Here is a 24,118-nt window from a genome sequence, read left to right on the forward strand (position 1 = left end):
CATTCCTTTTTTAATCGGCTGATTTAGCCGGGTTCCTTAGTCAATGGCGCGGAAAATCTGCACGGCTTCGGGTAACGTTAACGCGAAGTTTTTCAAGCAAACATACTTCTCATTGAGAGAGTGGATAATGGGATCATCTGCGTTATTCTCGTAGGCAATCCAGGCAACATGGTTGAATGCAAATAACATTGCCGTTATACCGACTGCCTGAGCAGTCATCTCGCCTTGATAATAATTTGATGAAATTTGGACGGTTATTCCCTCCTCTGTGAGAGGAAAGACATATCCGCTTAAAACAGTGTCGGTACCTGCCGCCATCACATGATGAAAGCGCCAGTAACCGCCTGACCAATTACGGGTATGTTGACGCATCCAGAAATAAAGATAATCCTGGGCCAACATATAATATTTCCCGTACATACCAGGGAAGAAACGCTCCTTCTCACTATCGTCAACTTGTTGGGTTATCAGTTGACCTAAAAAAGATGTTTCTTGAGTTTCGCTTGTCGCGGTTTTTCCGTTTGACTGTGACATGTCCTGACTCCTTTCTGTGTTAAGTGATGTTTCTTTGAGAACCTCGCCGCAACAGCAGAATTGACACGCGGGGAGCAGGCCCCGAACAAGGGGAAACGGCAAAGCCGCAGCCCGAAGGGACCGGGTGCAGCCGTTTAGCTTGCGACCCTTGTGCGAGGCCGCCCGTGTGTCATATTCCTGCGCGGTGAGGTACTCAGAGAAACGGCAACGCAGGTAGGTGAGGAGATGCACAGTCATTGAACGGCGAAGACGTTCAACCCTTAGCGGCCACGTCTGTTGGTGGCCAGTGAAAGCGCTGGCGCCAGCCAGCTGCAGGTATTGGCCTCAGCCATCAGACCCTAGCCAAAGGCCCGAAACGCATCTTTATGCGGTTCGGCGGAGCTGGCCGGCATAGCCGGTAAGCGGAGTTGGGCTGACGACCCCGCTTGCGGGGGAGCCGAAGGGGGCCATAAGGAAAGTGAAGTGGGTTAACGTCAGAGAGTTGTGAAGATTATTTTTTTAAAAAACGTTCAATGGCTGAAGAAAGCTTGGTGCTTACTAAATCACTGTCGTTTTTATGTTGCCATACTTGGTAGCTATGAATGACTTCACATATAACTAACACTGATCCTACCAACAGCGATATTCAGCCCCGGTAAAAATCTACCGCAGCAGTGACAACCGAATGACCAAATTTGTATTCATGTGAATCGATGACATCCATAAATACCAAGATCACCAAATAGAAAATGCAGTAGAGGTAGATATATCTTTTTGCAAAGGTGCGTAGCTTTATTAAAAGAGGAATGAGTGTGTTCATTGGCTTCCTTCCAAGATGACAACGTTTGATGACGGAATTCTTCATGAAGCGACATCACGCTCTTACTTAACAAGACGCTCTACAAGAAATGTCTGCTTGAAAGATTCCTGATCGATTTAAAGATTTCATAGCCTTTGCCGATATCACCTTGGTCCTCGCTTGTGATGCGTTCTGGGTTTAGCTCTGTTTGCTATTTCCCTCCGGACTGATTACAGGCCGCTACCCAAAAAGCCATGCCTTACTCTAAAGGGAACTCATGAGATTAAAATACGCAGCACTCTTACTCGCCGTTGCCATTACAGGCTGTGATAACAAAAAAGACGTGATCGGTTGTTCATCTGAAATGACCCAGTCAGCCCTCATGGATTTATTAAAAAAATCTGCTTATGAAGGGCTCTCTGAACAGGTCGACAAATATCCTGATGTCACTAACCAGACCAAACGCAGCGCGTTAGACAAGATCAAACTGGTCATCTCTGAAATCTCTACCACCTCAAGTGACACGGGCAGCACAATGAAAACCTGTGAAGGCACTGTGACGATGACCCTGCCCGCGAACGAATACGCTCAGCTTTCTGATGCTTACAGGAAGAATTTTAACCGTAATCTGGACAAGCAAATGGAAAGCCTGTCGCTGGATAACAATGCAAACGCCTTTTCAAAACGCATCTCCTACACTGCACAGGCGACCGATGATCAGAAAAACGTTTTTGTAAAAGCGTCCTCTGAAAATCCGATATCAGTGGGTGCAGCAGCACTGACATCGCTCTCTATCATCAACCCGATCGTTGAGCAGCAGAAAATCCAGCAGGCTAAAGATGCCCAGCAACGCCAGATTGAAGCGCAACAACAGGCACAGCTCCAGGCGCAGCAACAGGCGAAGTATGATGAGGATCAGCAAATTCAGAGACAGGCACAGCTTCAGGCGCAAGAAAAAGCTGAGCAGCAGGCGCAGCAAAACACGCCACAACAAGCCTACCAGCAAAACGCTGGCAGCGTTGATCAGTCCCGAATGGCTTTTGCGAATGCCGACTCTGATTTGAATACAGCCTGGAGCACGTTAACGCCGGCGAAGAAAAAAGAGTTACTGCCTTCTCAGCGTCAGTGGATCAAAACCAAGGATGCCATGTGCGGCAAAATTTCAATGCAGGGCACAGACGCTGAAGTAAAAAAAATGGTCGACTGCCAGACGCAGATGACCCTTTCAAGAATCACTTTCTTCAGAAACCAATAACTGAAGCACCCTGCAGGCTGGTGAGCCCCGCCACTTGGGTACCAGCAAGCTGCAGGGTTAATTCTGCCATTTCTGATCAAAATAATTTATAGGACATGAAATGATTCAGGTTCGTACGTTTAAAGTTGCAGTAATTGCCTCTTTATTTGCTTCTGTAATCTTACATACAGCCTCTGCAGATCCCGACAGGGACTTTTCTGAAGTCGATTGTAATGATACGAAAGTAAGAGGGATGCTCCTCGAAACTTACAATGATATTAAGAGCAATTCAGACGATCCCACAGTGATTGATATATGACCAAACAACCTTAGCAGGCGGCATGAATAAGCTGACCTGCCACGGGACCTATGAGTTTTCAGACGGTGATAAGATCAATATGACGTACAAACTCTATAAGAACAGCATCGGTCAGTTCATCAATATGTTTGAGCCTGACACTGATAGCTAACATTTTCCGCAGCCATTCCCAGGACAAACCGTTACGCCTCTTTCTCCCGGAATCTGCCTCAGAAAGTAAGGCTGATTTGGCCGATGCCATCAGACCCCTGCCGTCAAGCCCGAAACGCGTTCGAGCGGTTCAGCGAAGTTTTACCGGCATGTCGGTTAACGAAGTCGGCCTGCCGGGGAGCCGAAGGGGCCAAAAGTACTTTCAGAACATGACCGTATAGCAGATGTGATGTATCTCAATGATTTAAATAAGCATTAATCCGCGTTTTTATTCATTGTTCAGAAGAAAGAGAACCGGAGGTAGTCTGTTTTTCCTCTACCACCAGCAATGTATGGACGGAATTGTCATCTTTTAAGGAAACAGGACAGGGAAACAGAATGCAGTCGGTAGCGGATTCCTTATCAAAACTGACGGAGAGCATAAAATTCTGACGGCAGACCATGTGCTGGACCATTTGCAGGTTGATGATTGCTACTTCGCCCTGAATAACGTGCGATTTCCTCTCACCCAGACCCTGGTAAAAAGAAATTCTGCACGTGATTACGCTGTAATTACGCCGACCCTGGAAATCTTTTTGCATCCAAAAGACTTCATATATTTCACTGACGAAAAACATAAAGATCTTGAACCTACATCCTCAATGATTATTGCAGGCTACCCTTCCAGTAAAAACGGTCTTCATGCGGACAAACCAGACTCTGTTCAGCATGTTGTTAGCCTGCTATTCAATCACTTTGAATACGATAAGGAGACTGAAGAGCTTTACTTTCATTTCGACAGTCGGAAAAAAATGGTAATCCCCTCGATGTTCGAACCCCTCAGCTTCGCGCAATCACTGCCCTATCTGAACGGCATGAGTGGCGCGCCCGTGCTGCAGATTATGCAAAACGTCAACACAGACGCACTGACCTTAAGAGTCGTGGGCATTTTCAAAGAACATCACCGGAAAAAGAGAAGGTGCTCGTTGCAAGCGCATTCGGCAAATTCTCATCCGAACTCACTGCACTCAGTACATGAGTACTCCTCCGCTCACTATCGACTCCCCCTCAAACGTAATGTTAAGGACTTAACGCATGCCCATCACTACTATCGCGCTGATTGGTGCATCTGCCGCACTTTCAGCTGCCCTTTTCAAGGACAAAGACTCCCGTGTAAAGGATGTCATTGATTTTGCTAAATCCTCCCCGGAGGATTTCCAGTCATCCGCGCACTACAACATCATCCGTAATGACATTAACGCTTACATCACTGGGATCAAGGACCCTGAATTTCATCACATATTGTTAGATGCAATGGCTTGGGGAAATAAACCCATCGGTTATTTTGGCAGACTTGAAGGCCGCCTGGAGATAAGCGACACGGGGCAGTTAAAGATTAAAAAAATGACATGGCTCCAGTCTGTCATCACTGATTTCCACAGCAATACAGGCAGTACTTCTCAGATATTCTTGGCGATATTTATCGCGGTACTGACCTTATTATCCATGGAATTTGGAGCAGCAGAAGAACAATGGATGCAGGGTGCTTCTGTCATATTCTCAGCACTGGCAGGGTTCTTACTCTTCAACTGGTTCAGCACCATTGCCGTAACCTGGAAGCAGCATGCCCATAAGCATGACCTGGCAGAATATAATTCTGTGCTGAAAAGGTATGCAGAAGAAAAACAGAGAGCAAAGGATTCTACTGTGCAGCAGGCTGTTCCAGCTGAGACTAATGCCTCCGGGATGTAGACTCCACCTGACTGCAGGGGTAATCATGAATGCAGCAAGATTAAGAAGTAAATAGCAGCACCACTGACAGCGAGGGATGAGGTTAGAAGGAATAGAGAGAGAGATTCAGCACCTTTTTTTGACCATCTGTCTTGTCGTTACCACCAGACCCCAGCCGGAAACGCATCACTTCGCGATTACGCGGAGCTTGCCAGCCTGCCGGTTAGCGAAGTTGGGCTTGACGACCCGGCAACGCCGGGGAGCCGAAGGGGGCCAGCAGGCTGTTAATGTTTTGGGTTGTGAGAAAGACAAAACAATGAAAGTAGCTATATCACAGCATAAGGCTTATCAGCAGCAGAGAGACAAGAACATACGACAGCATCACGGAGAGAGAAAGCGCAGGCGAAGGGGATGCCTGCTGCAACAGCACCGTTTTTCCCCGGCCAGCAGGGCCTCCAATTTAACGCCACAGTAACCGGTAGCCCGTGACAACCAGCACGATGCCCAGCGCCTTAATTCTGTACGATAAGACTAAACATGTCTATTAAGCCTCATGTAACGCTGCACAAGGCTAAAAGAATTCTGGATAAAAAAGGTCATCAGAGAAAAGACTTTTAAGGAGACGATTAGCATACGCTCTTTGCTTGCTTCCAGCCTTCTCTCAGAGAGTTAATACGTGATGCATTCCATAGTTCGCTGATAGTCGTCATACATAGACGAACTTTTCATCGGCTGTACCGCCCAATGAAATCGCATCCCTTGACCAATCATGATTGCGCTGCGAATTTCGTTAATAGGCTCAAACACGTGATTCGACTTCTGAAACTCCATTTGTTTGTTTCGAAGTGGAGCTGCGCCATAGATATCTCTAAACTCGTGAATAAGCATCGCTTCAAATTCGGAATAAACCTTTGAGGCGTTTCTTGCCCGAGGGAAGCAGTAGCCGATGAGAAATTCCCGCTCGCCTTGCAGGTCCCCGAGATCCACTAGCCAGTTCTTGTGTTGAGTAATGCGTTGTTCAAAATTTCCTTCACCTATATACACCGTAGGGGAAATGCCGCGCGGGTATTGAATGGCAAATAGGCCATTTAGCCTGATGACATAAACGCACCGTTTAAGATCCTGCGGCTTTACACCTCTGCGTTGCAATTCAGGCAGAACATCCTTTCCCCATGTCTGACGGCAATTCCAGTTCAGCCAGTCCCACTCAATTTGTACAGTTGCCACTTCTTAACTCCTTGTCTTTATTCTTTAGTTATCGGCGCCTGGCGCTCACAGTGGACGTTGTAAGCGCTATTTAGAGTTAGCGGATATTTTTCCAGTTCCAGACAGGCGATACGATTCACATTGATAAACTCCTGCCAGCTGTACGTCTGCTGATAATTGAGCAGAAACTGCTTGTCGACCTGGCAAACGATCGGACGGGTGTCATAGATCGTACAAAGCCGATTCTGGTCATCGTAGTGACGGCAGGCACCGTCACCCCGGTCGAGAAACTGCGTTTCTTGCGCGAGTGAAACCAGGCGGCAGCAGGCACCGCATTGGTTACAGGGAAACGCTGGGGAGAGCGTCATAATGAATTCAGCCAGTTTCTGACCGAATCCGTGTTACCCGCCTCAAACGGTAGGGCAATGTTGCGTTGTTCTACCTCATTACGCAGAAGCAGCCCGCGTTCTATTTCGTTATTAACTGCTTCAAGCTGCAGCGAGAAGGACATAAGCTCACTGGCGTTTATGGCAAATTCCAGCGAGGTCAGTTCTAGTATAAAGCGGTCTAACTCAGTGTTAACCTGCCGGTAGTAGTCCTCGGCATGCTGATATTTGTCTTTGAACTTATCCAGAAATGCCCACAGCTTCTGCATCATTGGGCTGTATTCCAGGAAGTAGTTCATCACCACCGTCAGCAGGCCTGTGGACAGTACTCCGCAAAATGCCGCCAGTTCCGGGCCAAAGGGAAACATCATAATTTTGGCCAGCGATTCATTAATGACCACGCCTGCCGCTACCGCAACGCCTGCGACCAGCAGCTTGCTCACCGCTTTAGCCAGTTCTCCCGGAGCGAGGTTCTGCGGGTTGAAAACCATAATTTTGAACGCCTGGATGAGGTTATTCCACATCTCACGGATCAGGCGCACCATCATCTTCTGGGTGGTAAACAAGATATTGAACAGCGTGGTAGTAACGCTCGAAAGAATGCCCCCAATCACCCCGTCCCTGAAGGTTTCAATAAACGTTCTGAACTTCGCTTTAATGCGTGCCCAGATGGCCTTCAGCACATGTCCCATGTCACTCAGCAGGTCACTGGCAACAAAGTTCTCCCTTTGACGGGCAATCATCCCCGGCAGACGATCGCGAAACTCAAACCAAACCTCAGCCAGCACCAGTCCTAACATCTGGCGGGTGCCCATCCTCAGGCCATTGTTCATAGATGCTAACGCAACGCTTTTGGCAAATTTACTGCTGGTATAGTAAGCATGATTCACTGTGTCTTCGTACTGCTTGCGCGCTTTCTCATCGGCTTCGCGCATGCGGTCAAAATCGGCGCTGGCTTTGTTCTCAAGCGAAGTAAGACGCTTTTGTTCCTTATCCGTGAGCGATGGCTGGCTGCGCAACGCCGCAATTTCCTGCTGATTTGCGTAGTAGTCGGCACTCAACTTTTCCACGAAAGCATCCATTTTTTTGGCGCCTTTAGCTTTGTTGAGTGTCTCATTGGTATGGGTAAGGTTACTCGCATCATTTGCAAGATCAGGCCCGTTCAAATCAGACAGAACTCGGCCTGGATCGTCATGTACCTCTTTTGCGGCTTTAATATGGTCAAGGTTGGTCTTCGCGTTGTGCGCGAAGGTCTCACCGGTGTAGGTGTCTATCAGCGTGCCCGCTTCCCGCTTTGCTTTGCCTTCGCGGTTAATGGCAATGTAGTTCTCATGATGGTGATACGCCGTCGAATTGTAATCGCCGCGGTTCGCGTACTTCTCACGTTCTTTATCAGTTGCGTATACCTGATGACGAGCGTTATGGATCGTGTCGACGTCCCCGCCGACTTTATCTTTAATAAGTAGAAAATCGAGCCCAAAAGAGGTGGCGAGGCTCTTCACCACCGTCTGATGCAGCTCCTCACCCCAGTCGAACGTTTTAGTTACGGTTGTCATATGCGAATCCGGATCAGGCAAATTTGCCGGAGAAATCGGCATCTGCATCCCGCAGTGCTTTGTCCAGTGCTGCGGTGTTCAACACGTTAATGCCGTTTTCGTCGGTTTTAAGCTGGATGACTCCTTCCTCAATGACCGCTTTGCTTTTGACATCGGTTACTGGCTCAAACAGCGGGGTGGTGATGATACTGGTCATGATGGCAGCCAGCATGTAGCCATTCTGAATGAGGGCCACACACTCATCGCTCTCTTGCTCGGTAATATTCCCGGCATGACGAGCCATGACTCTGGCATGCATCGCTTTTAGCGGATCGAGATAGCGGGTGGTGAAAGTGCCATGCATCCGCTCAAGTGACTGGTAAATGGAGTCCACGTATTTATTGACACGATTGAGGTGCGCTTCCGCCTTGTCCATTTTATCGATAGCATCGTTAATTTGGCGTGATACTTCTTTGGCATTCTCCAGTGCTTTGGTCGCATGAGAATTATATGCCCAGCCTGCAATCAGTATCAGTGGTGCCACAACTGCGCCGCCAAGCACCATCGCGCCACCGGCCATTCCCCAACCGCCCGCTGCCAGCGAACCGCCGCCGATGGCAGCCATGGTGGCGTTGTATGCCGCCGCGCCAGAAAGCGCAGCTATAGGCGTACCGGTTGAAGCTGCAGCAAAGGCCATTACTCCGCTATAAACGGCAAATCCTGCCGCCGCCCCGGAAGCGCCTGCACCTACTACAGTACTGAGGTATTCGGTGGCAGAAATGGCAAGACGCTCAATGCTGTTAAGCTTGTGTTCAGGGATCTTTAGCTCAATCTCCTGATGGTTAGCTTTCGAAATAGCTTTCAGCAACTCTTTGGCAAGCAGGTGAAATTCTTTGAATTCGCTTCCGATTTGCAGCTCTTTTTTACCAAGCTTTTCAAGTTTAACGGAAGAAATCTCATTCGCTTTATCAAAAATCTCTTTGCGATTTTTGTAGCGACTTTCGGCGCGATTATGAACATCTTCCGCTTCCGATTTTTTCTGATAGCCATCATAGGCTTTTTTGCCGCCTAAGGCGGTAGCGATGGCAGCGCCACCAAGAATAATTAACGGTATTGGCATATTAAATCTTCCTAATGTTAAAACGTGAATTCCGGTACCCCGCCCCTTTTAAGGGCAGGAAAATTTGCGTGTGTTGCCTTCGTGCATGACCTTTTAGAGGCCTGCCTCCACCCCAGATTAGCAATCTGTTAATGTGCATATCGGCTCGTTGAGAAATACCATTAGTTAATAAAACTAAACAGACAGGTGAGTTTTCTGGGGTGTGATACCTAATTATTGGTGGGGTGCGTGAAGTTTGATTAATGGTGAGCAACCAGCATAAAGCGGGATGAACACCCCCGGCGTGGCACCAAAAGAACATCGGGGAATTATTAGATGTGGCGAACACGCGGGCCGTGGCCCGCTGCTCTGGTCCTTGCGTGCCAGTAAGCCGAAGCGTCCTGTTTGAGGGCTGAACGTCGCAGGGTGCAAAAAGCGCGTGAGTATCTTAGAGTAACGGAAGACGCTGTAGGAATTTGATGCTGAATAAGGAGCGGTATTGAAGCTTTTCGATTATCTGAAGATGGTGTGTCCGGACCTGACGCCAGAAAACACAAAAGTGCACCTGCCGCAGATGAACGAATACAGAGAGGATCCGCTGGTTAAATATAGGGAAGAGACGTTTGATGACTGGCAGTGCTGGCAAAAACGGCTGGAATTCAGCCGCCAGCATGTCGTTTCGCTAATAAGGGTGCCGGGCACAGAAACATGGCTGTTTGCCGGTGCTTTTCGTCAGGTTGGTAATGAGGGCAAGCAACCATATCCCGGCCGCAAGGAGCTGTATTACCACTACAACCTTCTGAAGATCCCTGAGACTGAAGAATACGCCGGGCGCATGTATGTCAGCTTTAAAAATTCCGCCCGCAAATTTATTCGTCTGGGGGAAAGTATTAAGGACGAACTGAGTGTCAGCGCAATCTCCCCCGTGCGACTGAGCTTTGGAGAATTCCCCGGCTACCGTAAAGTCGTTCTGAGCTTAAGCAGCATTGGTGCAATAGTCCGTCTTGGGAATCGGTTTTCATCATGGCAGACCGCCCTCTCTGTTGTTAAAGGCATTTACGTATTAACCGATCGAGACGGCGGTAAACTCTATGTGTGGAAAGCCGACGGTAACGAAGGTATCTGGGGCCGGTGGGAGTATTATTTTGGTTCAGGTCATGGCGGTAACGTCGGCCTCAAAGAGGCATTCGGGACCGAAGATCCTAACCGGCTCCAGAACATTACCTTCGCCATTCTCGAAATCATGGATCCCAATGCTGGAAAGGATGAAATTGACAGCAGGGAAACACATTGGAAGAAAATACTGCTATCACGTGAATTTGGTCACAACCGGAACTGATAAAAATGGCAGTGCGGCCATTAGCACTACGTGTTCTGCCCAAGCACCCAAAGGGTGCCCATAAGCTTAAAAGCGAGCAGAGCAAAAATAATTAGCCCCCTCAAGTCATAGCTTGCAAACCAGTCAACGTTACCTGAATGCATGTCCGAATCATTCAGTGCATTAATTACCCTATGCAGGGCGTCTATTCGCATAGCACAACTCCATAATGGAACATTCGATATACCTCCGGCCGAATTCAGCCGTTGATCACAGACTACCCTCATATTTTTTCGGCCGAAGCGATTTGCCGGAATGAATGACGTTTATTTTTGAGAATTTAACGCTGCCAGTTCAATTAATAATCGCCCTAATCAGGCATGATCGCCAAAGATGTCATTTACAGAAGGATAATGAGTCTCTACAGTCTTGAGACGAAATCGGTGTGAAAAATCTGTATCATTCGCTCAGCGTTTTGCCAGCTTTTTAAGCCTGTGGCTACGTTTGTCCATATCATTCTGATATTCCCTTTCGAGCTGGGCATGGATTTACGCATCCTCATGTGAAGCCGGTTTGACTATCGCTTTCCAGTGATAAATATCTTCACGACGGGGTTTCTACGCGCCATTAACTTCAGCGTCTAATTTCGCGCGTAAATCGTCGAAAATTTTTCGTTGTTCATGAGCCTTTCCTTATTCATCACTAACTCCTCAAGCAGCATCTTTTCGTTGCTTAGAGCCAGCTTAAATTCTGACAGTGCTTTCTGTTTGACACTGGCAACCGTCACATACCGGTCAAGTGCGGCCACGCCGTCCGCAACTGCACCAAGGTGCTGATAAAATTTTTTTGGGCGCAGCGGCCTTTTCCGGACGGGGCGGGTGTATCGCGGTGTCGTGACAAGCGCCGCTTTGACATGCGTATTGGCTTTATCGGGCGTAATGAACACTGTCTTCGCGGGAATGCGCAACACCAAGAAGCCTTCATCGACAGAAAATGCATCGCGAATACGATTACGCTCCTTCTGTTCCGGGACGAGTGCCATGCTACAACGTCAATCTCAATGACCTGCTGCCCATTGGCAAGGAAATCAAGCCGGTAGGACCACACCTTTACCTGCATCTCAAGCGTTAAGGCAGACGAATGAAATTTTCCGCTGTCAGGCTTGAGAACATAAGCCATGACTATCGCCTGAAGAAACTGATCTTATGCAGCGGACTCACACACGGCACAAAACGTTTTAAGCCCGTCATTATTCTCTGCCCGGACGTCACGCCAGCTTGTTGGCGGAGGAACCGAAACGACGATAGATGCTTTGAAATCCTCAATGATAATCCATAAGAACCAACAGATGATCACCAGCATGATGGGAAATAAAATACTGACCGGTACCAGTACGGCGATAATTCCGGCTCGGTGCCAGATTGTTTTTTAATTCGTCTTCACACATGTTCCTGGATATAAGAAAGTACCACGCTCAATTAAGGTCCAGATGTATATTTACTTCACATAGCGATTAGCAAAATTTATGATTCGATAACACCTGTCTGAAGCAAACAGCAGAAAGAATATTATGCCCCGATTTCACTTTGACAGGGGGGTTGTGGAGTAAAGTTTGAGGCTCATTTCAGGTATATCGCTGGTTGAACACCGCCGATGGCCTCACGGACCATAAAACGAATAATACCTTAAATTTGCCCCTATTCTTCCCCTGATGTCCGCTTGAAGTGCATTGAACGCCCTTTTTTTAAATCTGAGTAAAAATGTTCGTCCTTCTACCAGTCTTATTAAATTGCTCTAAAATTGATTGTTTGATTAAATACCAAAAGATAAGAAAAAGAGCTGGAGGAGATGTTTTTCACTTGGGAATGGCATGATTTTGAAGACAAAACTACCACTAACGAGCCAGATGAAGTTGATGAATATACGGCTATGATCCAATGCCTCAAGTTAAAGCCATTCGATAATTTTGGACTGGAAGTGCAGCTGATTGAAGATTTTATACTATAGGTTTCGTGAAAATTGACCGGCTTGATACCTTGAATATTTTTTCTGAGGGTGTATTTGTAAATGGAAAAGCCTTGGTTCTTCCCAAAAGTGATGCATGGATTGTTACTTTCGATCTCGCAGCAGGTGACAATGATTACGGTCATGTACAGCTGGGGATTAGCCCTTGCACGATTAGCCCAGAAGAGCCAGAACCCCACAGAGAGCTATCCAGACGGGTTAGCGTGCGTTTCTTTAATCTTTTTTCGAAGATCTTAATAAGCTCCGGTTGCCAGAGATGTTGTAGGTGGGGCAATTTGTCCTAAATACGTGATGCTGCGATAGATAAAACGGTCCTGATGAAGTATCCGTAGTTGACGCAGTAATGACCGGCAAACTGACGTGCTTTCCAAAGAGATGTCTCGTTGGCTGCTGATTGCTCTTGTAACGGCACTCGCTTTAAGCCGCTATAAAACGGTGCACTTTGGAAGTATTCGCGACCATGCGTAAGCACGATGTTGGCATACTGGCGTTTGTACTCTTCGGTCAACACCGCCGTTACCCGCAACGGGTACATGTCACGGTAATCAAACCACTTTGCATTAAACAGATCTGCTTAGCCTTTGCAGCGAGAAAAACCGGTGTTTCTGGCGACCCACTTATCCATGACGGCCGAATCCCATTCTTCTATGAATCCGTACTGGTCATCGTTGCCTAAGCATCGATACAAAAAGCAGCTATAGTAGGTATCTGGTTAGTAATCAGTGAGGGTATGATAGCTAGTTACCAATCTTTTTGAAAGCTGCGAATGTAGGTGGGTTGTGGATAAGAAGGCTGGTCAATGGTCTTTAAGAAGCCTGCTTCCGTATATTTTATATATAGGTCTTATTATTTTATACAGAAGCAGGTGGCTATCAATCCTCAGTAATTTCGTTTTTATTGGCTTCTAAGCTACTTTTATCAAGCATTTTGATTTGTTTAGAAATAGCCGCTGCATACATCATCCTTTTTTGAACATCAGGCACATCAGCTATATCTATCAGATGCAGTGTTTGCTTAATGTTTTCGCTTAAGATATTACCAGAGACAGCCTCAATAAATGTTTTAGTATGTATAACCAAATACCCCATGAGAGCAAAAAATGTTCTGGTATTATAGTTGTTTGGCGCCCTTAAAACTTCAAAAAGGATCGGATATACCCCAAAGCCCAACCAAATAAGCGTTCCAAAAATAAATCCAACAGCGCTCCGAACAGGGTAATTGAAAAAGAGCACGCTTAAAGCCTTATTAATCCACCGAGTTGAAGTTTCTTTGTTCACTGAAAGACACCTCCAAGATTTGGAGATGGAATTTTTTCCTCCCCTTCAACGATTGGCTTAAACACTTTTCGTTTTGAGCCTCCACCACCGTTTAGATCGAAATCATCTTTATTTTTTTCAATGTATTGCAATAACTGTGTTGCCTCAAATTTATTTGCCCCAAAATAACCCATTTCAACTCTATATGTCAGAATCTTTTCTTTTACCAAGAGTATTAAATAAAACGCGGCAGGAGCTAAGCAAACAAGCTGTTCTTTAGGTGCAAGAAAGTAGGCCAATCCTGCCACCAGAATAATTGTGAAAATAGAAATATTCTTGGCTAGAGACAACTCCTTTCTTTTTTTGACTAAAAACATCTGAGTGACTGTGTGATTCTTCAACCCGTCCGTAACCTCAGCTTCCATTTTCGACTCAGCTTCACTGATCTTTCTTTCAATATCGACCCGTGCATTCATAGCTTGTACGTAGCTTATGAACTCATTAGAAGAATATACAATTGATTCGCCATGATGTTTGTGGTGAAGATCTAAAAGCAATTTCTTGGTGCTCTGATTGACTTCCTTACCAGTGGATTCATCATGAATTATTTTTGCCAACTGTCTTTCTACTTTTCTCATCAAAATAATTTGATGTTTAGGCTTCACTCTGCGAGATGTGTATAAGATGTCGATATTGTCATTTATATCCCTCTCAATTTCTTTAGTTTTCTTGTTTGATTTTGACTCATAAAGTGAGGCAACAAGCGCCCCCAGACCAGCACAAATGCTAGTCAAAAAAGATCCTTCTTGAAATTGCTTGGGTAAGAATATGAATGCCAAAACAAATAAAACACAACCAACTATTAGAGCAACTGATAATTTTCGTTTGACTGAGGTTTTAGACATTTTCAACCTTTCCTTATAAAAAAGTAACGGCAGTTCACTGCCGTTGTAATTAACTCTTTCCCATCAACTTACGCTTAATCTCTTCGGTGCGGAATGAAACGTCACTTGCTGTCACAGACTCGGTGTTCAACTTGATAGCCGCCTCAATGTCCGTTGGTTCGCTCTCTGACAGCTTTATAATGGCAGCGCGGATAACATCTGAACGTTTGAACTTATCGAACCGTGGTATTACGGTCAGCATATCGCTCAGTTCGATATACTCATCTTCCATCGACATAGTGCGAGACTGAATCTTGCTTTTGCCACGCGGAGGACGCCCCTGTGGCTTCACAGGAGCACGAAGTGGTGCTGATGGTTCGTTGCTGCTTTGAATCTGGTGCTTTTGGTAGCGTTACACGCTTAGCCAAATCGCCCATACCCTTCGCCATTATTTACTCTCCATGCTAAGCAGGTAATCAACCAGCTCTATGATTTCAGCTTCGGCTGTCTGATCGCGCTAAGCACCGGTCATTTCGAAGATATTGCGGCCAGATTCTTCCGCGTCATCGTACACATTGCGAGTGTAGAGATTCACCGGCACTGGCTCGATGCCAAAGGATTCAAGAACGCCTTTTGCATTGATGGTGCGCTGAGCCTGGTTTGGGAGAGATGGGCATTGGTTCATCACACCTACAGTCCGAACCTCGTGGTTGGTGTTACGCACATTGTCCAAGGTTACGAAACGATTTAATTTCACGACGCTTAAGGCGGAATGGCATAAGAATGATGTTGGCCATTTGCATAGCTGGCGTTGGATTTCGAAGTCGAAACCACCTGCGTCGATTACTACAAAATCATAGCGCTGGCTGACAGCGATGATGTGCTTCACGATGTCATTTTCAACGAACTCAAACGGGATTAGAGCTAGGTCGTCATTTTCACGGCGCTCTTCAGCCCAACCTGCAGTTGTCATCTATTCATCAATGTCGGTCAGATGGCACTTGAACTTCTTTTTCAGCTCCAACCCACCGGCCACTTGTTGGGCAACCGTGGATTTATTAGGGCCACCTTTGGTTCCACCAATTACAATGATCGTAGCAATTGTTGTTTTCTTGTTAAGCGAAATAATTATTATGTGAAAACAAGTTATTTTCTTATGTGCCTATTAGCGTAATGCTGATCGGTCGCGGTGTAAAGGCCAGCTAGCAGGCAATAAAATGATTTTTGCCAATAAAAAACCCGCCTAAACGGGTTATTCATTTTGATACGATTAGAACTATGTGGCGGCAGCTCTTAATTTCAAAGGGGTAGTTCTTCCACCTTGATAACTGAAATTGGTGAAGGTGGGGGATTGCAGTACTCAAGTCCCACGGTATGAAACCTCGAACACCAATGGCAAGATCATCAAGTTCTTCTACATACTTCTGAGCAGTACAATCATAAATATCTACTCTGCCAGCAACATCTCGTATAGTCCCGGCCCATAAAGCCGCGCCGAACTCGGTTTGAGTGTTGTCACAAATAAGATGGCCATATATTTGAACCAATTGTCGATAGATCTGACCGGCCAGACCTGCACCAGATTTCTCAGGGTCAACATAGGCACCGCGAATCTGTTTGCCAGATGCTTGCAGTTGGTTCTGGTCTAGGAAAACAAAGTCATCGTAAGCAAAGCGGGCTACTATAACGCTATTATCTTCGTCTTCCATTCCAAGCTCAATGATGGCCTTGACCACATCTTCATCACTTACTTCATCTTCACGGAATTCATCAATTTGTTCTTCGATAAATTCAGGTGAATGAAAGGCTAGTTCATAGACAACGGCTATGTTTTTGTAATCGGCTTTATCGTAAGTGGTTTCAACAATACGGTAGATTACCGTATCATCTGGGATGATAAAATCATGAGTTCTAGAATGAAAAAACCCGCCTGACAGAGACGGGGCTTTAGATAAGTCTTTAGCGTAATTTCCGCTGATTAAAGAAGGTGCCATTCCTTTTTGCTATCCTGGGTCTTATCTTCACTAAAGAAAATTTGTGCAGAAAATGTATCCTTCATGAAAGAAGCAACAGACTTCTCGATTAAGTGAAGAATCTCATCATTCAAGCACAGATTTGGATATTGTTTTTTAGGCTTCACCGTAAAGCGTAACTTGTCACCGCGTATTGCTAGCTCAGCAAGCGGTTTAACAACTTCTGTATCTTGTGCGCGTTTAACATCACTCAACAAAGTTACGATGAAATGCTGAGAATCTTTGTGGGTACGGCTAAGCATTCTGCGCACTTCTACAGTGTCAGGAAACAGTGAACGCGGCTCAATAGTATCGATCACTCGCGTGTTGTCGAGAATCGTATGAATTGAACGCTGGCTCTTTGCTCTAGCTTCGCTATGTAACATTCTATCCCACCTTAGCCTGGACACCCATGTGTCGCTTGGCAAATGCTCCACCCATGTGGAACCAATCAAGTCGGTTGACGACATCGTCAACTGTTCACTAAATCTACGTCATATATGACTTTTCCGCAAACAGATTATTCAACCTTTGGTTGAGACTTTCCTTACTGCCAGTAGGGAAAACGGCGCCCCCTTCTCTAGCTTTCGCCCCCAGAAAGCGGGGCTGCGCTCGCGGAAATACCCGCAGACCTTATCCGCATTGGAGAACAGGAATTCCAGTAGCCCTTTCCTGTATCTTACGTAACGGTGGGCTTCAGTATGTGTTCAAACCACGTGCGTGACGACACGCCGTTGCCCGTTACGCTGTCAAGCAGCTGGCGCCTTAGGACTTCCGTATCTTCTGATGCATGCCTGATAACTTCCTGACTCTCCGCTTTAGTCAGCATGTTACCTGGCGATGAGAATGCAAAGTAATAGCTCCAATAAACGGGACTAGCCAGCCGGCGGCGGGTCGTTGCTTCCTCTTCGTCGCGCTTGCTCACCGGACCGAACGCTACGGCCTTGTCATCGATACTTCCCAGTACTCCCGGCAGCCAGAGTCCTAGTGACCACGGTGAGCGCGCAGCCTGAGTAGTGAATTGCGCTAGCGCGAGGTTCAGTTTCTGTCAAAGATTTTGCTTTCCCTTATCAGCCAGCGTGGCATCTCCCGTTTTTTCGATGGCGCGCTCTGACAGGAAGTGATCAGCCCAATCGTAAAGCTACGGATTGGTCACGCGTATCAACTGCAGCAGGCACTGGTCCGGGAACCAGACGTAGTCCTCCACGCTGGGGGAACGGAAACGAACGGCGCTGGCGGCCTGGAATACCTCACGCGGCGCGGCCAGCGCCTCGCCGGAGACATCGGCCGCCCGCGTAAGAGTGGCTGCGGTTTTCGCGTCCGGTCCGGTACCGTGGACGTCACAATTGATTTGCAGAGCATCCTCATTAAAATGCCGCCTCGATGTAAAGGCTTCCGGACAAGGCAGGCTGAACCAAAGCGGCACGATTTTCAGCAGGTACTGATGGCCGTCCTGCACGCCCAGCCCCTGCTGAACGGCGTGGGCCAGGACGTCGCTTTCGTAGCACATGACGTAGCGAAAGCGTGAAAAATCTGTCACCGATCGCACCAAACGCAGCGTCTCCACCGCCTGCGCGGGCTCCAGCCGGTCAAGATCGTTGATAACGACGATGAACGTCAGCCCGAGTGCATCAAGCCGCGATTCTATATCGCCGCGCAGATCGGCGGCCGTTTTGCCGCGCGCGTTGAGGTCAAGCTTCGCCAGCGCGTCCAAGCCCTTTGCAGTGAGCGTAAATCCCGGCACGACGTTTCCGGCCAGATCTGCCAGAGACGCCAAGTGGCCGGAGGTCTGCTGCACGTACTTCAGCAACTCCATTGCCGCACCGGCGTTACGACTTTAGGTGAAGCGCCTCTATGTAATGGTTGACTAGTCCTACCATAGGTTAACACTTATCAGCCTTAAAACGCCCAATGAACTTCATTGGGCGTTTAGTATTTTACTGACAGGTGTGGCCGCTGCGTATTGTAAATATCCACTGATATATCTGTGTGATCGAATCCTGTTGTAATAACAACTCATATAGAATGAAACGTCTTTTTTCGCTTCTTCTGCACTCCAGTGCAATTTCCGTGGTATCCATTCTGTTTTCAGGCTTCGGAACAGCCTTCACGTCACTGCGTTATCCCAGCAGTTACCTTTCCGACTCATACTCGCGGTCATTCGATATCTGGAGCACGTCGCCCGATAAGAGTAACTGCTGTACTGAGTACCCTGATCCGAGTGGAGCAGGATATCCGAGGGCCGCCCACGGCTTTTCCAGCCCATAATTACGACATCCTGCGTCAGCTGACTATCAGCAATCGTAGAAAATGCCCACCCAACTACGTTACGGGCATACAAATCCAGCACAACGGCAAGGTAAAACCATCCCTTCTCCGTTTTCAGAAAGGTAATGTCACCACACCAGACCTTGTCAAGTTTTGTCACATTGAAGCACCGACAAGGACATTGTCTGCCATCATCGATGCCTGTTCACATACACGATAACTATGCCTGCGCGGCTACCGGCTGATAAGTGCTGCTTCCTTCATAAGCTTAATAGCTTTATAACGCCCCACGATCTTTCCTTCCTGCTTCAGCATTGATGACAACTTGCGTGCTCCGGCAGAGCATCGGCTCATCTGGTGAAGTTCTGTTGTAATGCGACGCAAAGCATCGCGCTCAGCGTTCTCTTTTTGCAGCTGTTGGACTCCCAGCACCACGCAGAGTTCTTTATGCAGTATGGCCCGCTTAATGCAGTGATGAATGTCAGGATTTTGTGGAGTCCGATATCAGCAAAGCCGTAGCTTTTGTTAATATGTCTTTATCCCGTTCAAGTCGAAGAATTCGTTATTCAAGTTGGCGTATCTGCTGTTGATCTAGCGTGAGCGGTGTCGCTGAAGGAGAGATTGTCAAACCGGGCTCTGCCAGCAGTTGCCTGACCCAGTGGTGGATGGCAGTGGGGCCGACATAAATGGTCTTACAGGTTTGTTGTGTGGTGTAACCATGATCAAGCACGAGTTCAGCACATTCACGCTTAACCTCGGGTGTAGACGTTCTTCCACTCATAAGGTCATCTCTCTGATTAGTGAACTTATAACCTTTGAACGTGTCCGCATCTATTAGACCACTACACCGGCGGGTGGTCGCGTTAAGTTGAACACCTGCAACCGCACTTGCAGCGACACGGCTGACCTTGGCGGTGGCTTTCAGGACGTAATGGGGCATTTTCTCCCGTGCGACTACATTAGTTGGTACACATGGCAGGCAATGGACCTGCAACAGAGAACTATCAATCAGCGTTGAGTCTTCGGTTAGATCGGTCAGCCACCATATGTATGGCACTTTGAGCTGGTACGGTTGCTCCAAGTTGAGCTAATTGTGCAGGGTTTGAACGTTCATACCTGCAAATTCTGCCAGCTTCGCCATGTTGTGGCGCTACGCGAAGGTCCGATAGGCTTCATTGAAATGGGGATGTTTTGATATGCGAAAGTCAAACATAGTTAGTTGTTCCGTGGGGCCTCAAAATGGAACTAGTTAACAGTCACGTTGCAACCTGATAGTGGTTCTACGTACAAAGCAACGATGTTAATCATTATCTTTACACGCTTCTTATTTTTACGAAGGAGGTAACGAGGCTACCGACCACCTGCAAGCATGTCGTTTATGGTGTCAACAGGGAGCCCAGTTAACTTGCTTTAGCGTTCAATTATGACGTGCAATGTGTTCAGAGTGATTGAAATATTTGGGGTCATGATGCAACATTTCTCATTGGCTTGTGGTAAGCCGTTTATAATCGTGACAAGTCCCCAAATGGTAAAAGAGGTGATACTGGGATCGCATGAAATGCCAACATCGAAGCACCCAAGTGAGATCAAAATAAATCCCAACCTGGGTGGCAAAGCTCCGATTGAAAGATTAGTAGAGGCGTGTTGTTTTACAACACGACAGGCATTAGGGAATCACCTAGATGTATCAAAAAGCACATTGGCTAACAGGTATATGCGGGAAACGTTCCCTGTTGACTGGATAATCCAATGCGCCCTCGAAACTGGTGTATCTCTCAAGTGGTTAACCACCGGGCAGGGTCTTAAGCAAAGCTCGAAAACATCAACTACTTAAAAGCTGGCGCGGTTTTCTTTCACTGCAGGCAAATTGGTTGAAGATGGTTCTTGCGTATTTGACGCAACATTTCTTCCCACCAATCTTTCATCTCCGATGGTTATTCGTTATGGCCGTACCACATACATCTGTGATCAAAAATTCACAGAAGCGTTATATGGGCAGTGTTTGATCAATATTGATGGGGCCTGTACCGTTAGACTGATTACAAGGCTGCCGAAAGGCATGATTGAAGTTTCTACTGCAGATAGTAATTTTGAGTGTGCTTTTTTCAGATATAGAAGTTATTGATTGTATAATAAGCACAATATTTTCACACTGATTTGGTAAAAGGATTTAGAAATGGATTTGTTTATTGTTGTAGTTTTGCTGTTGGCCATACTCGCCCCCATCCTTGCTGTCATTATGCTCAAGAAGAGCAGACAACATAAGATCGAGATCGAGGCGCTCCATCATCATAAGATAGCTCTTTCGAATGAATTGAGTGAAAGCCAAGAACATTTAGCAAACGCTATACGAGAGCACTCAGAGCTGGAGGGAAGAGCAGCTCCCTTGTGGCAATATGAAGAACTGCATAGTGCGGTTCTGGAGGCAGAAAAGACGATAAAAACAGCAGGCTCGATTGCTAAAACCACAGTGAATGAAGCACAACTTAAAGCATCGAACATAATTTTTGAAGCAAATAGCCAAGCTCGTCTAACGATAAGTAATGCCAACAACGAAGCAGTTATAATAACTAAAGATGCTCGCGATGCTCGTTTAAAAGCTAGGGAACGATTGGATAACGCCAACATCAGGACCAATGAGCTAATCTCCAATGCTAATGATAATGCAATGAAAATAGTCGCTGATGCTGAGAGCAGGGCAAAAGAAATCGCCGGTTCAGCATATGAAGCGAAAGAATTTGCAGAAACCTACCAAGCTGTAGCTAAGTCAATGAAAAATAAAATTCAAGGATACGGGGATGAATGGATTGTTCCAAACCGAAGCGTTCTAGATGAACTTGCAGAGAATTATGAATTTACTGACGCAGGCAGAGAACTCCAGAAAGCCAGAGAGTTAACAAAATCTCTTATTAAAACGAGCAAAGCTGCAAGTTGTGATTATGTCGAACCTAATAGACGTAATACTGCAATAAAATTTGTATTAGATGCGTTCAACGGAAAAGTTGATAGTACGCTTTCTAAAATCAAGCATAACAATTACGGTATACTTTCCCAAGAAATTAAAGACGCATTTCAACTTGTCAATTATAACGGTTCAGCTTTTAGGTCTGCTAAGATCACTGATATATACTTACAAGCTCGACTCAATGAACTTAAATGGGGCGTTGCAGTTAATGAAATTATGCTCGAAGAAAAAGAAGAACAAAGGCGCATCAAAGAGCAGTTGCGCGAAGAAGAAAAAGCACGTAGAGAATACGAAAAAGCGATAAAAGAAGCCGAAAAAGAAGAGAGAACAATTCAGCAGGCTATAGACAAGGCTATTAAAGAGTTAACGCTTGCAGGTGAAGAGCAAAAACTCGCTCTCGAGCAGAAACTGGCTGAATTACAAATTAAATTCGAAGAGGCTGAGGCCAAAAACCAGCGTGCTATTTCGATGGCTCAGCAAACACGCTCAGGCCATGTCTATGTTATCAGTAATATAGGTTCGTTCGGTGAGGATGTTTATAAAATTGGTATGACGCGTCGCCTTGAACCTCTAGACCGTGTTCGTGAACTGGGTGATGCCAGTGTTCCATTCGCTTTTGATGTCCATGCAATGATCTACAGTGATGATGCACCATCATTAGAGAATCACTTGCATAAAGTATTTAATGAAAAACAGGTTAACAAGGTCAATTCTCGGAAAGAATTCTTTAATGTTTGCATTAAGGATATTAAATCAAGTGTAGCCAATATGAATATCGATGCGCATTGGACGATGTTTGCCGATGCAAAAGAATATAGAGAATCTATCGCAATTAAGAATGAGCGCACAGCAGCGCAGGCTGCAAATGAAGAACTCGTAGTTGCATGACATAGGTAATTTCACGTAATCATACATTCAAAAATGTTTATAAACACAGTTAAATTTAGCCCTCAGACATGAGGGCTTTTTTATGGCAGTACGTAAACTCGTCACTAGAAAATGGATTTGCGAAAGTTACCCCGCCGGGCGCAGTGTGCGTAACGGTTCGCTACCAAAGCCGAAGCGCTGGGCCTCGAGCGTCACATGACCGTTGAGGCAGAGGCTAAGCCCTGGATAAGTGCATCGGTAGACTGTCGGACTCTGAAAGACGTGGCTGTAATCTGGTCCAAATTGCACGGCAAATCCCTAACCGCTGATGAGCATTTTTACGACAAGCTGGTACTAATGGTCGATGCACTCAGAAACTCTAGTGCTACTGATCTCAGCTCGAAATTGTTCGCGCATTACCATGATAAACGCCTGACAGGTGAAATATACTTTAGCGAGAAGTGGACAAAAGGGGCAAGCCCGGTACCATCATTCTTGAGCAAAGCAATCTGAGCTGAGTCTTTAGCAAGCTGGCACGTCTGTGAGAACGGGCTGCGTCTAACCTACGGATAACATGCGCAAATACACCATTACAGAAAAGGAAATTGCCTGGCTGACGTATCAGCAAATAACTGAATTACTCTACGACTGCAATCGCCAAAGCACCCTTCTCAATTTGGATGTCAAAATCTGCTTGAGTATTGGAACACGTTTGCGCGAAGCGGTGAACCTCAACCGCTCCCGGGTCACAAAGCACCGAATCAGCTTCGTCAGGACCAAATGCAAAAAGGACCGTAGCATTCCAATCAGTAAAGAGTTGTACGAGGAAATCATTACCCTGGACAGTTTCAGGTTCTATACGGACTGCTACTTCCAGTTTATGTCGGTGATAGAGAAAACCTCGATAGTGCTCCCACGTGGGCAATAAAGCCACGTTCTGCGCTATACGTTCGCAGCGTACTTGATAATGTCGGGAGGCAATATTCCTACTCTGCAGCGCAGCGCATCCTTGGTCACCACGATATCAAACTGCCCATGCGCTATATGCACTTTGCTCAAGAACACCTTGAAAATGCATTACATCTCAATCCACTCGTCATGATGACATAGGGATAAGAGTAATAAAATTCTTGTGATTCCAGTAAAAGAAAATGATAGCATCAGACAACATTAAGCATCTCATCTTGAGTATTTTCTTTATTGGTATTAATAATAAATATGTATAAAATAAAGACTATTAATTTCTTAATCTTAATGTTGACAGCCATTTTATCCTTTTGCACCTTTTCAAAAGGAAGCAATGTACATGTTAATGGGTATTTTCGCAATAATGGAACCTATGTACAGCCTCACTATCGATCTGCGCCAGATCATAATTTTTATAATAACTGGAGCACAAAAGGTAATACTAATCCATACACTGGGGAAATGGGCACGAAGGAATCTCCCACCAACTCATACTCTTACCAGCATTCGGGCACTTCAACTAATACTCTCAATGGATCTCGCACTACCCTAAAAAATTCGCCGTCCCAAAATTCACTTTCGCCTGCCAAACAATATGAATATACA

At 46.3% G+C, this 24,118-nt stretch carries 24 protein-coding genes and 4 pseudogenes; 8 read left to right on the plus strand and 20 right to left on the minus strand.

What is annotated here, in order from left to right:
• Positions 1 to 36: 36 nt before the first annotated feature.
• Complete coding sequence (locus K5Y32_RS21950) at positions 37 to 534, minus strand: antirestriction protein (RefSeq protein WP_222185808.1); 498 nt, start codon at positions 532 to 534, stop codon at positions 37 to 39.
• Between the two features lie 625 nt (positions 535 to 1,159).
• The gene (locus K5Y32_RS21955) at positions 1,160 to 1,333 is read right to left on the minus strand and encodes a hypothetical protein (protein WP_222185809.1); all 174 of its coding nucleotides are present in this window, start codon (positions 1,331 to 1,333) and stop codon (positions 1,160 to 1,162) included.
• 256 nt (positions 1,334 to 1,589) lie between these two features.
• On the opposite strand from K5Y32_RS21955, the gene K5Y32_RS21960 reads away from it, so the two are divergent.
• Positions 1,590 to 2,567, plus strand: a complete 978-nt coding sequence (locus K5Y32_RS21960) for a hypothetical protein (protein ID WP_222185810.1) — start codon at positions 1,590 to 1,592, stop codon at positions 2,565 to 2,567.
• A 100-nt stretch (positions 2,568 to 2,667) separates the two neighbouring features.
• Positions 2,668 to 2,865: a hypothetical protein gene (locus K5Y32_RS21965; protein ID WP_222185811.1), complete on the plus strand. Its 198-nt coding sequence runs from the start codon at positions 2,668 to 2,670 to the stop codon at positions 2,863 to 2,865.
• Between the two features lie 58 nt (positions 2,866 to 2,923).
• Here K5Y32_RS21965 and K5Y32_RS21970 read toward each other — a convergent pair whose 3' ends face one another.
• Complete coding sequence (locus K5Y32_RS21970) at positions 2,924 to 3,106, minus strand: hypothetical protein (RefSeq protein ID WP_222185812.1); 183 nt, start codon at positions 3,104 to 3,106, stop codon at positions 2,924 to 2,926.
• A gap of 352 nt (positions 3,107 to 3,458) precedes the next feature.
• Here K5Y32_RS21970 and K5Y32_RS25085 point away from each other — a divergent pair, with 352 nt between their 5' ends.
• Together K5Y32_RS25085 and K5Y32_RS21980 are read left to right on the plus strand one after the other, a co-directional pair.
• Positions 3,459 to 4,184 carry a hypothetical protein gene (locus K5Y32_RS25085; RefSeq protein WP_370635127.1) on the plus strand — a complete coding sequence of 242 codons (726 nt, stop codon included), beginning with the start codon at positions 3,459 to 3,461 and terminating at the stop codon, positions 4,182 to 4,184.
• Entirely contained in the window at positions 4,090 to 4,746 is a 657-nt protein-coding gene (locus K5Y32_RS21980) for a hypothetical protein (protein ID WP_222185814.1), read from the plus strand. The genes K5Y32_RS25085 and K5Y32_RS21980 overlap by 95 nt, the downstream gene beginning before the upstream one ends.
• Positions 4,747 to 5,394: 648 nt before the next feature.
• Here K5Y32_RS21980 and K5Y32_RS21985 read toward each other — a convergent pair.
• The 4 genes from K5Y32_RS21985 to K5Y32_RS22000 are packed head-to-tail and all read right to left on the minus strand — an operon-like array spanning position 5,395 to position 8,972.
• Positions 5,395 to 5,952 (minus strand): hypothetical protein, encoded by a 558-nt coding sequence (locus K5Y32_RS21985; RefSeq protein WP_222185815.1) that lies wholly within the window; start codon positions 5,950 to 5,952, stop codon positions 5,395 to 5,397.
• A 17-nt stretch (positions 5,953 to 5,969) separates the two neighbouring features.
• Positions 5,970 to 6,299, minus strand: a complete 330-nt coding sequence (locus K5Y32_RS21990; protein WP_255602785.1) for a YkgJ family cysteine cluster protein — start codon at positions 6,297 to 6,299, stop codon at positions 5,970 to 5,972.
• Complete coding sequence (locus K5Y32_RS21995) at positions 6,296 to 7,873, minus strand: cobalamin adenosyltransferase (RefSeq protein ID WP_222185816.1); 1,578 nt, start codon at positions 7,871 to 7,873, stop codon at positions 6,296 to 6,298. The genes K5Y32_RS21990 and K5Y32_RS21995 overlap by 4 nt, the downstream gene beginning before the upstream one ends.
• Before the next feature lie 13 nt (positions 7,874 to 7,886).
• Positions 7,887 to 8,972, minus strand: a complete 1,086-nt coding sequence (locus K5Y32_RS22000) for a chemotaxis protein (protein ID WP_222185817.1) — start codon at positions 8,970 to 8,972, stop codon at positions 7,887 to 7,889.
• A 478-nt stretch (positions 8,973 to 9,450) separates the two neighbouring features.
• Between K5Y32_RS22000 and K5Y32_RS22005 the strand changes: the two genes are divergently transcribed.
• On the plus strand, positions 9,451 to 10,290 hold the full coding sequence (locus K5Y32_RS22005) for a GIY-YIG nuclease family protein (protein WP_222185818.1): 840 nt from the start codon (positions 9,451 to 9,453) through the stop codon (positions 10,288 to 10,290).
• Positions 10,291 to 10,909: 619 nt separating this feature from the next.
• Here the strand turns inward: K5Y32_RS22005 and K5Y32_RS22010 are convergent.
• From K5Y32_RS22010 to K5Y32_RS24950, 13 genes and pseudogenes are all read right to left on the minus strand, one after another.
• On the minus strand, positions 10,910 to 11,311 hold the full coding sequence (locus K5Y32_RS22010) for a hypothetical protein (protein ID WP_222185819.1): 402 nt from the start codon (positions 11,309 to 11,311) through the stop codon (positions 10,910 to 10,912).
• Between the two features lie 1,855 nt (positions 11,312 to 13,166).
• Positions 13,167 to 13,571 (minus strand): hypothetical protein, encoded by a 405-nt coding sequence (locus K5Y32_RS22015; RefSeq protein WP_222185820.1) that lies wholly within the window; start codon positions 13,569 to 13,571, stop codon positions 13,167 to 13,169.
• A complete protein-coding gene (locus K5Y32_RS22020) occupies positions 13,568 to 14,455 on the minus strand; it encodes a hypothetical protein (RefSeq protein ID WP_222185821.1) in 888 nt (295 codons plus the stop codon). The genes K5Y32_RS22015 and K5Y32_RS22020 overlap by 4 nt, the downstream gene beginning before the upstream one ends.
• 49 nt (positions 14,456 to 14,504) lie before the next feature.
• Complete coding sequence (locus K5Y32_RS24940) at positions 14,505 to 14,732, minus strand: hypothetical protein (protein WP_255602786.1); 228 nt, start codon at positions 14,730 to 14,732, stop codon at positions 14,505 to 14,507.
• Between the two features lie 219 nt (positions 14,733 to 14,951).
• Complete coding sequence (locus K5Y32_RS22030; RefSeq protein ID WP_255602787.1) at positions 14,952 to 15,407, minus strand: hypothetical protein; 456 nt, start codon at positions 15,405 to 15,407, stop codon at positions 14,952 to 14,954.
• A gap of 283 nt (positions 15,408 to 15,690) precedes the next feature.
• Positions 15,691 to 16,428, minus strand: a complete 738-nt coding sequence (locus tag K5Y32_RS22035; protein WP_222185822.1) for a hypothetical protein — start codon at positions 16,426 to 16,428, stop codon at positions 15,691 to 15,693.
• A complete protein-coding gene (locus K5Y32_RS22040; protein WP_222185823.1) occupies positions 16,413 to 16,832 on the minus strand; it encodes a hypothetical protein in 420 nt (139 codons plus the stop codon). Before K5Y32_RS22040 ends, K5Y32_RS22035 begins: the two co-directional genes overlap by 16 nt.
• A 755-nt stretch (positions 16,833 to 17,587) precedes the next feature.
• On the minus strand, positions 17,588 to 18,262 hold the full coding sequence (locus K5Y32_RS22045) for a P-loop NTPase fold protein (protein WP_222185824.1): 675 nt from the start codon (positions 18,260 to 18,262) through the stop codon (positions 17,588 to 17,590).
• Positions 18,263 to 18,553: 291 nt separating this feature from the next.
• Positions 18,554 to 18,874, minus strand: a complete 321-nt coding sequence (locus K5Y32_RS25090) for a DDE-type integrase/transposase/recombinase (protein WP_222185825.1) — start codon at positions 18,872 to 18,874, stop codon at positions 18,554 to 18,556.
• Between the two features lie 74 nt (positions 18,875 to 18,948).
• Positions 18,949 to 19,149, minus strand: coding sequence for an IS3 family transposase (locus tag K5Y32_RS22055; RefSeq protein WP_222185826.1), 201 nt, complete (start codon positions 19,147 to 19,149; stop codon positions 18,949 to 18,951).
• A gap of 127 nt (positions 19,150 to 19,276) precedes the next feature.
• Complete coding sequence (locus tag K5Y32_RS24945) at positions 19,277 to 19,495, minus strand: transposase (protein WP_255602803.1); 219 nt, start codon at positions 19,493 to 19,495, stop codon at positions 19,277 to 19,279.
• Positions 19,496 to 19,561: 66 nt separating this feature from the next.
• Positions 19,562 to 19,927, minus strand: a pseudogene (locus tag K5Y32_RS22060) (phage regulatory CII family protein); the annotation flags it as partial.
• Between the two features lie 32 nt (positions 19,928 to 19,959).
• A pseudogene (locus K5Y32_RS24950) lies at positions 19,960 to 20,181 on the minus strand (regulator).
• 91 nt (positions 20,182 to 20,272) lie between these two features.
• On the opposite strand from K5Y32_RS24950, the pseudogene K5Y32_RS22065 reads away from it, so the two are divergent.
• The 3 genes and pseudogenes from K5Y32_RS22065 (at position 20,273) to K5Y32_RS22075 (ending at position 23,656) form a co-directional block, all read left to right on the plus strand.
• Positions 20,273 to 20,870 (plus strand): annotated as a pseudogene (locus K5Y32_RS22065) (phage repressor protein CI).
• A gap of 20 nt (positions 20,871 to 20,890) precedes the next feature.
• Entirely contained in the window at positions 20,891 to 22,567 is a 1,677-nt protein-coding gene (locus K5Y32_RS22070; protein WP_222185827.1) for a DUF4041 domain-containing protein, read from the plus strand.
• 82 nt (positions 22,568 to 22,649) lie between these two features.
• Positions 22,650 to 23,656, plus strand: a pseudogene (locus tag K5Y32_RS22075) (site-specific integrase).
• Positions 23,657 to 24,118 lie beyond the last annotated feature (462 nt).

Source organism: Pantoea sp. DY-15, assembly GCF_019795935.1.
GTDB lineage: Bacteria > Pseudomonadota > Gammaproteobacteria > Enterobacterales > Enterobacteriaceae > Pantoea > Pantoea leporis.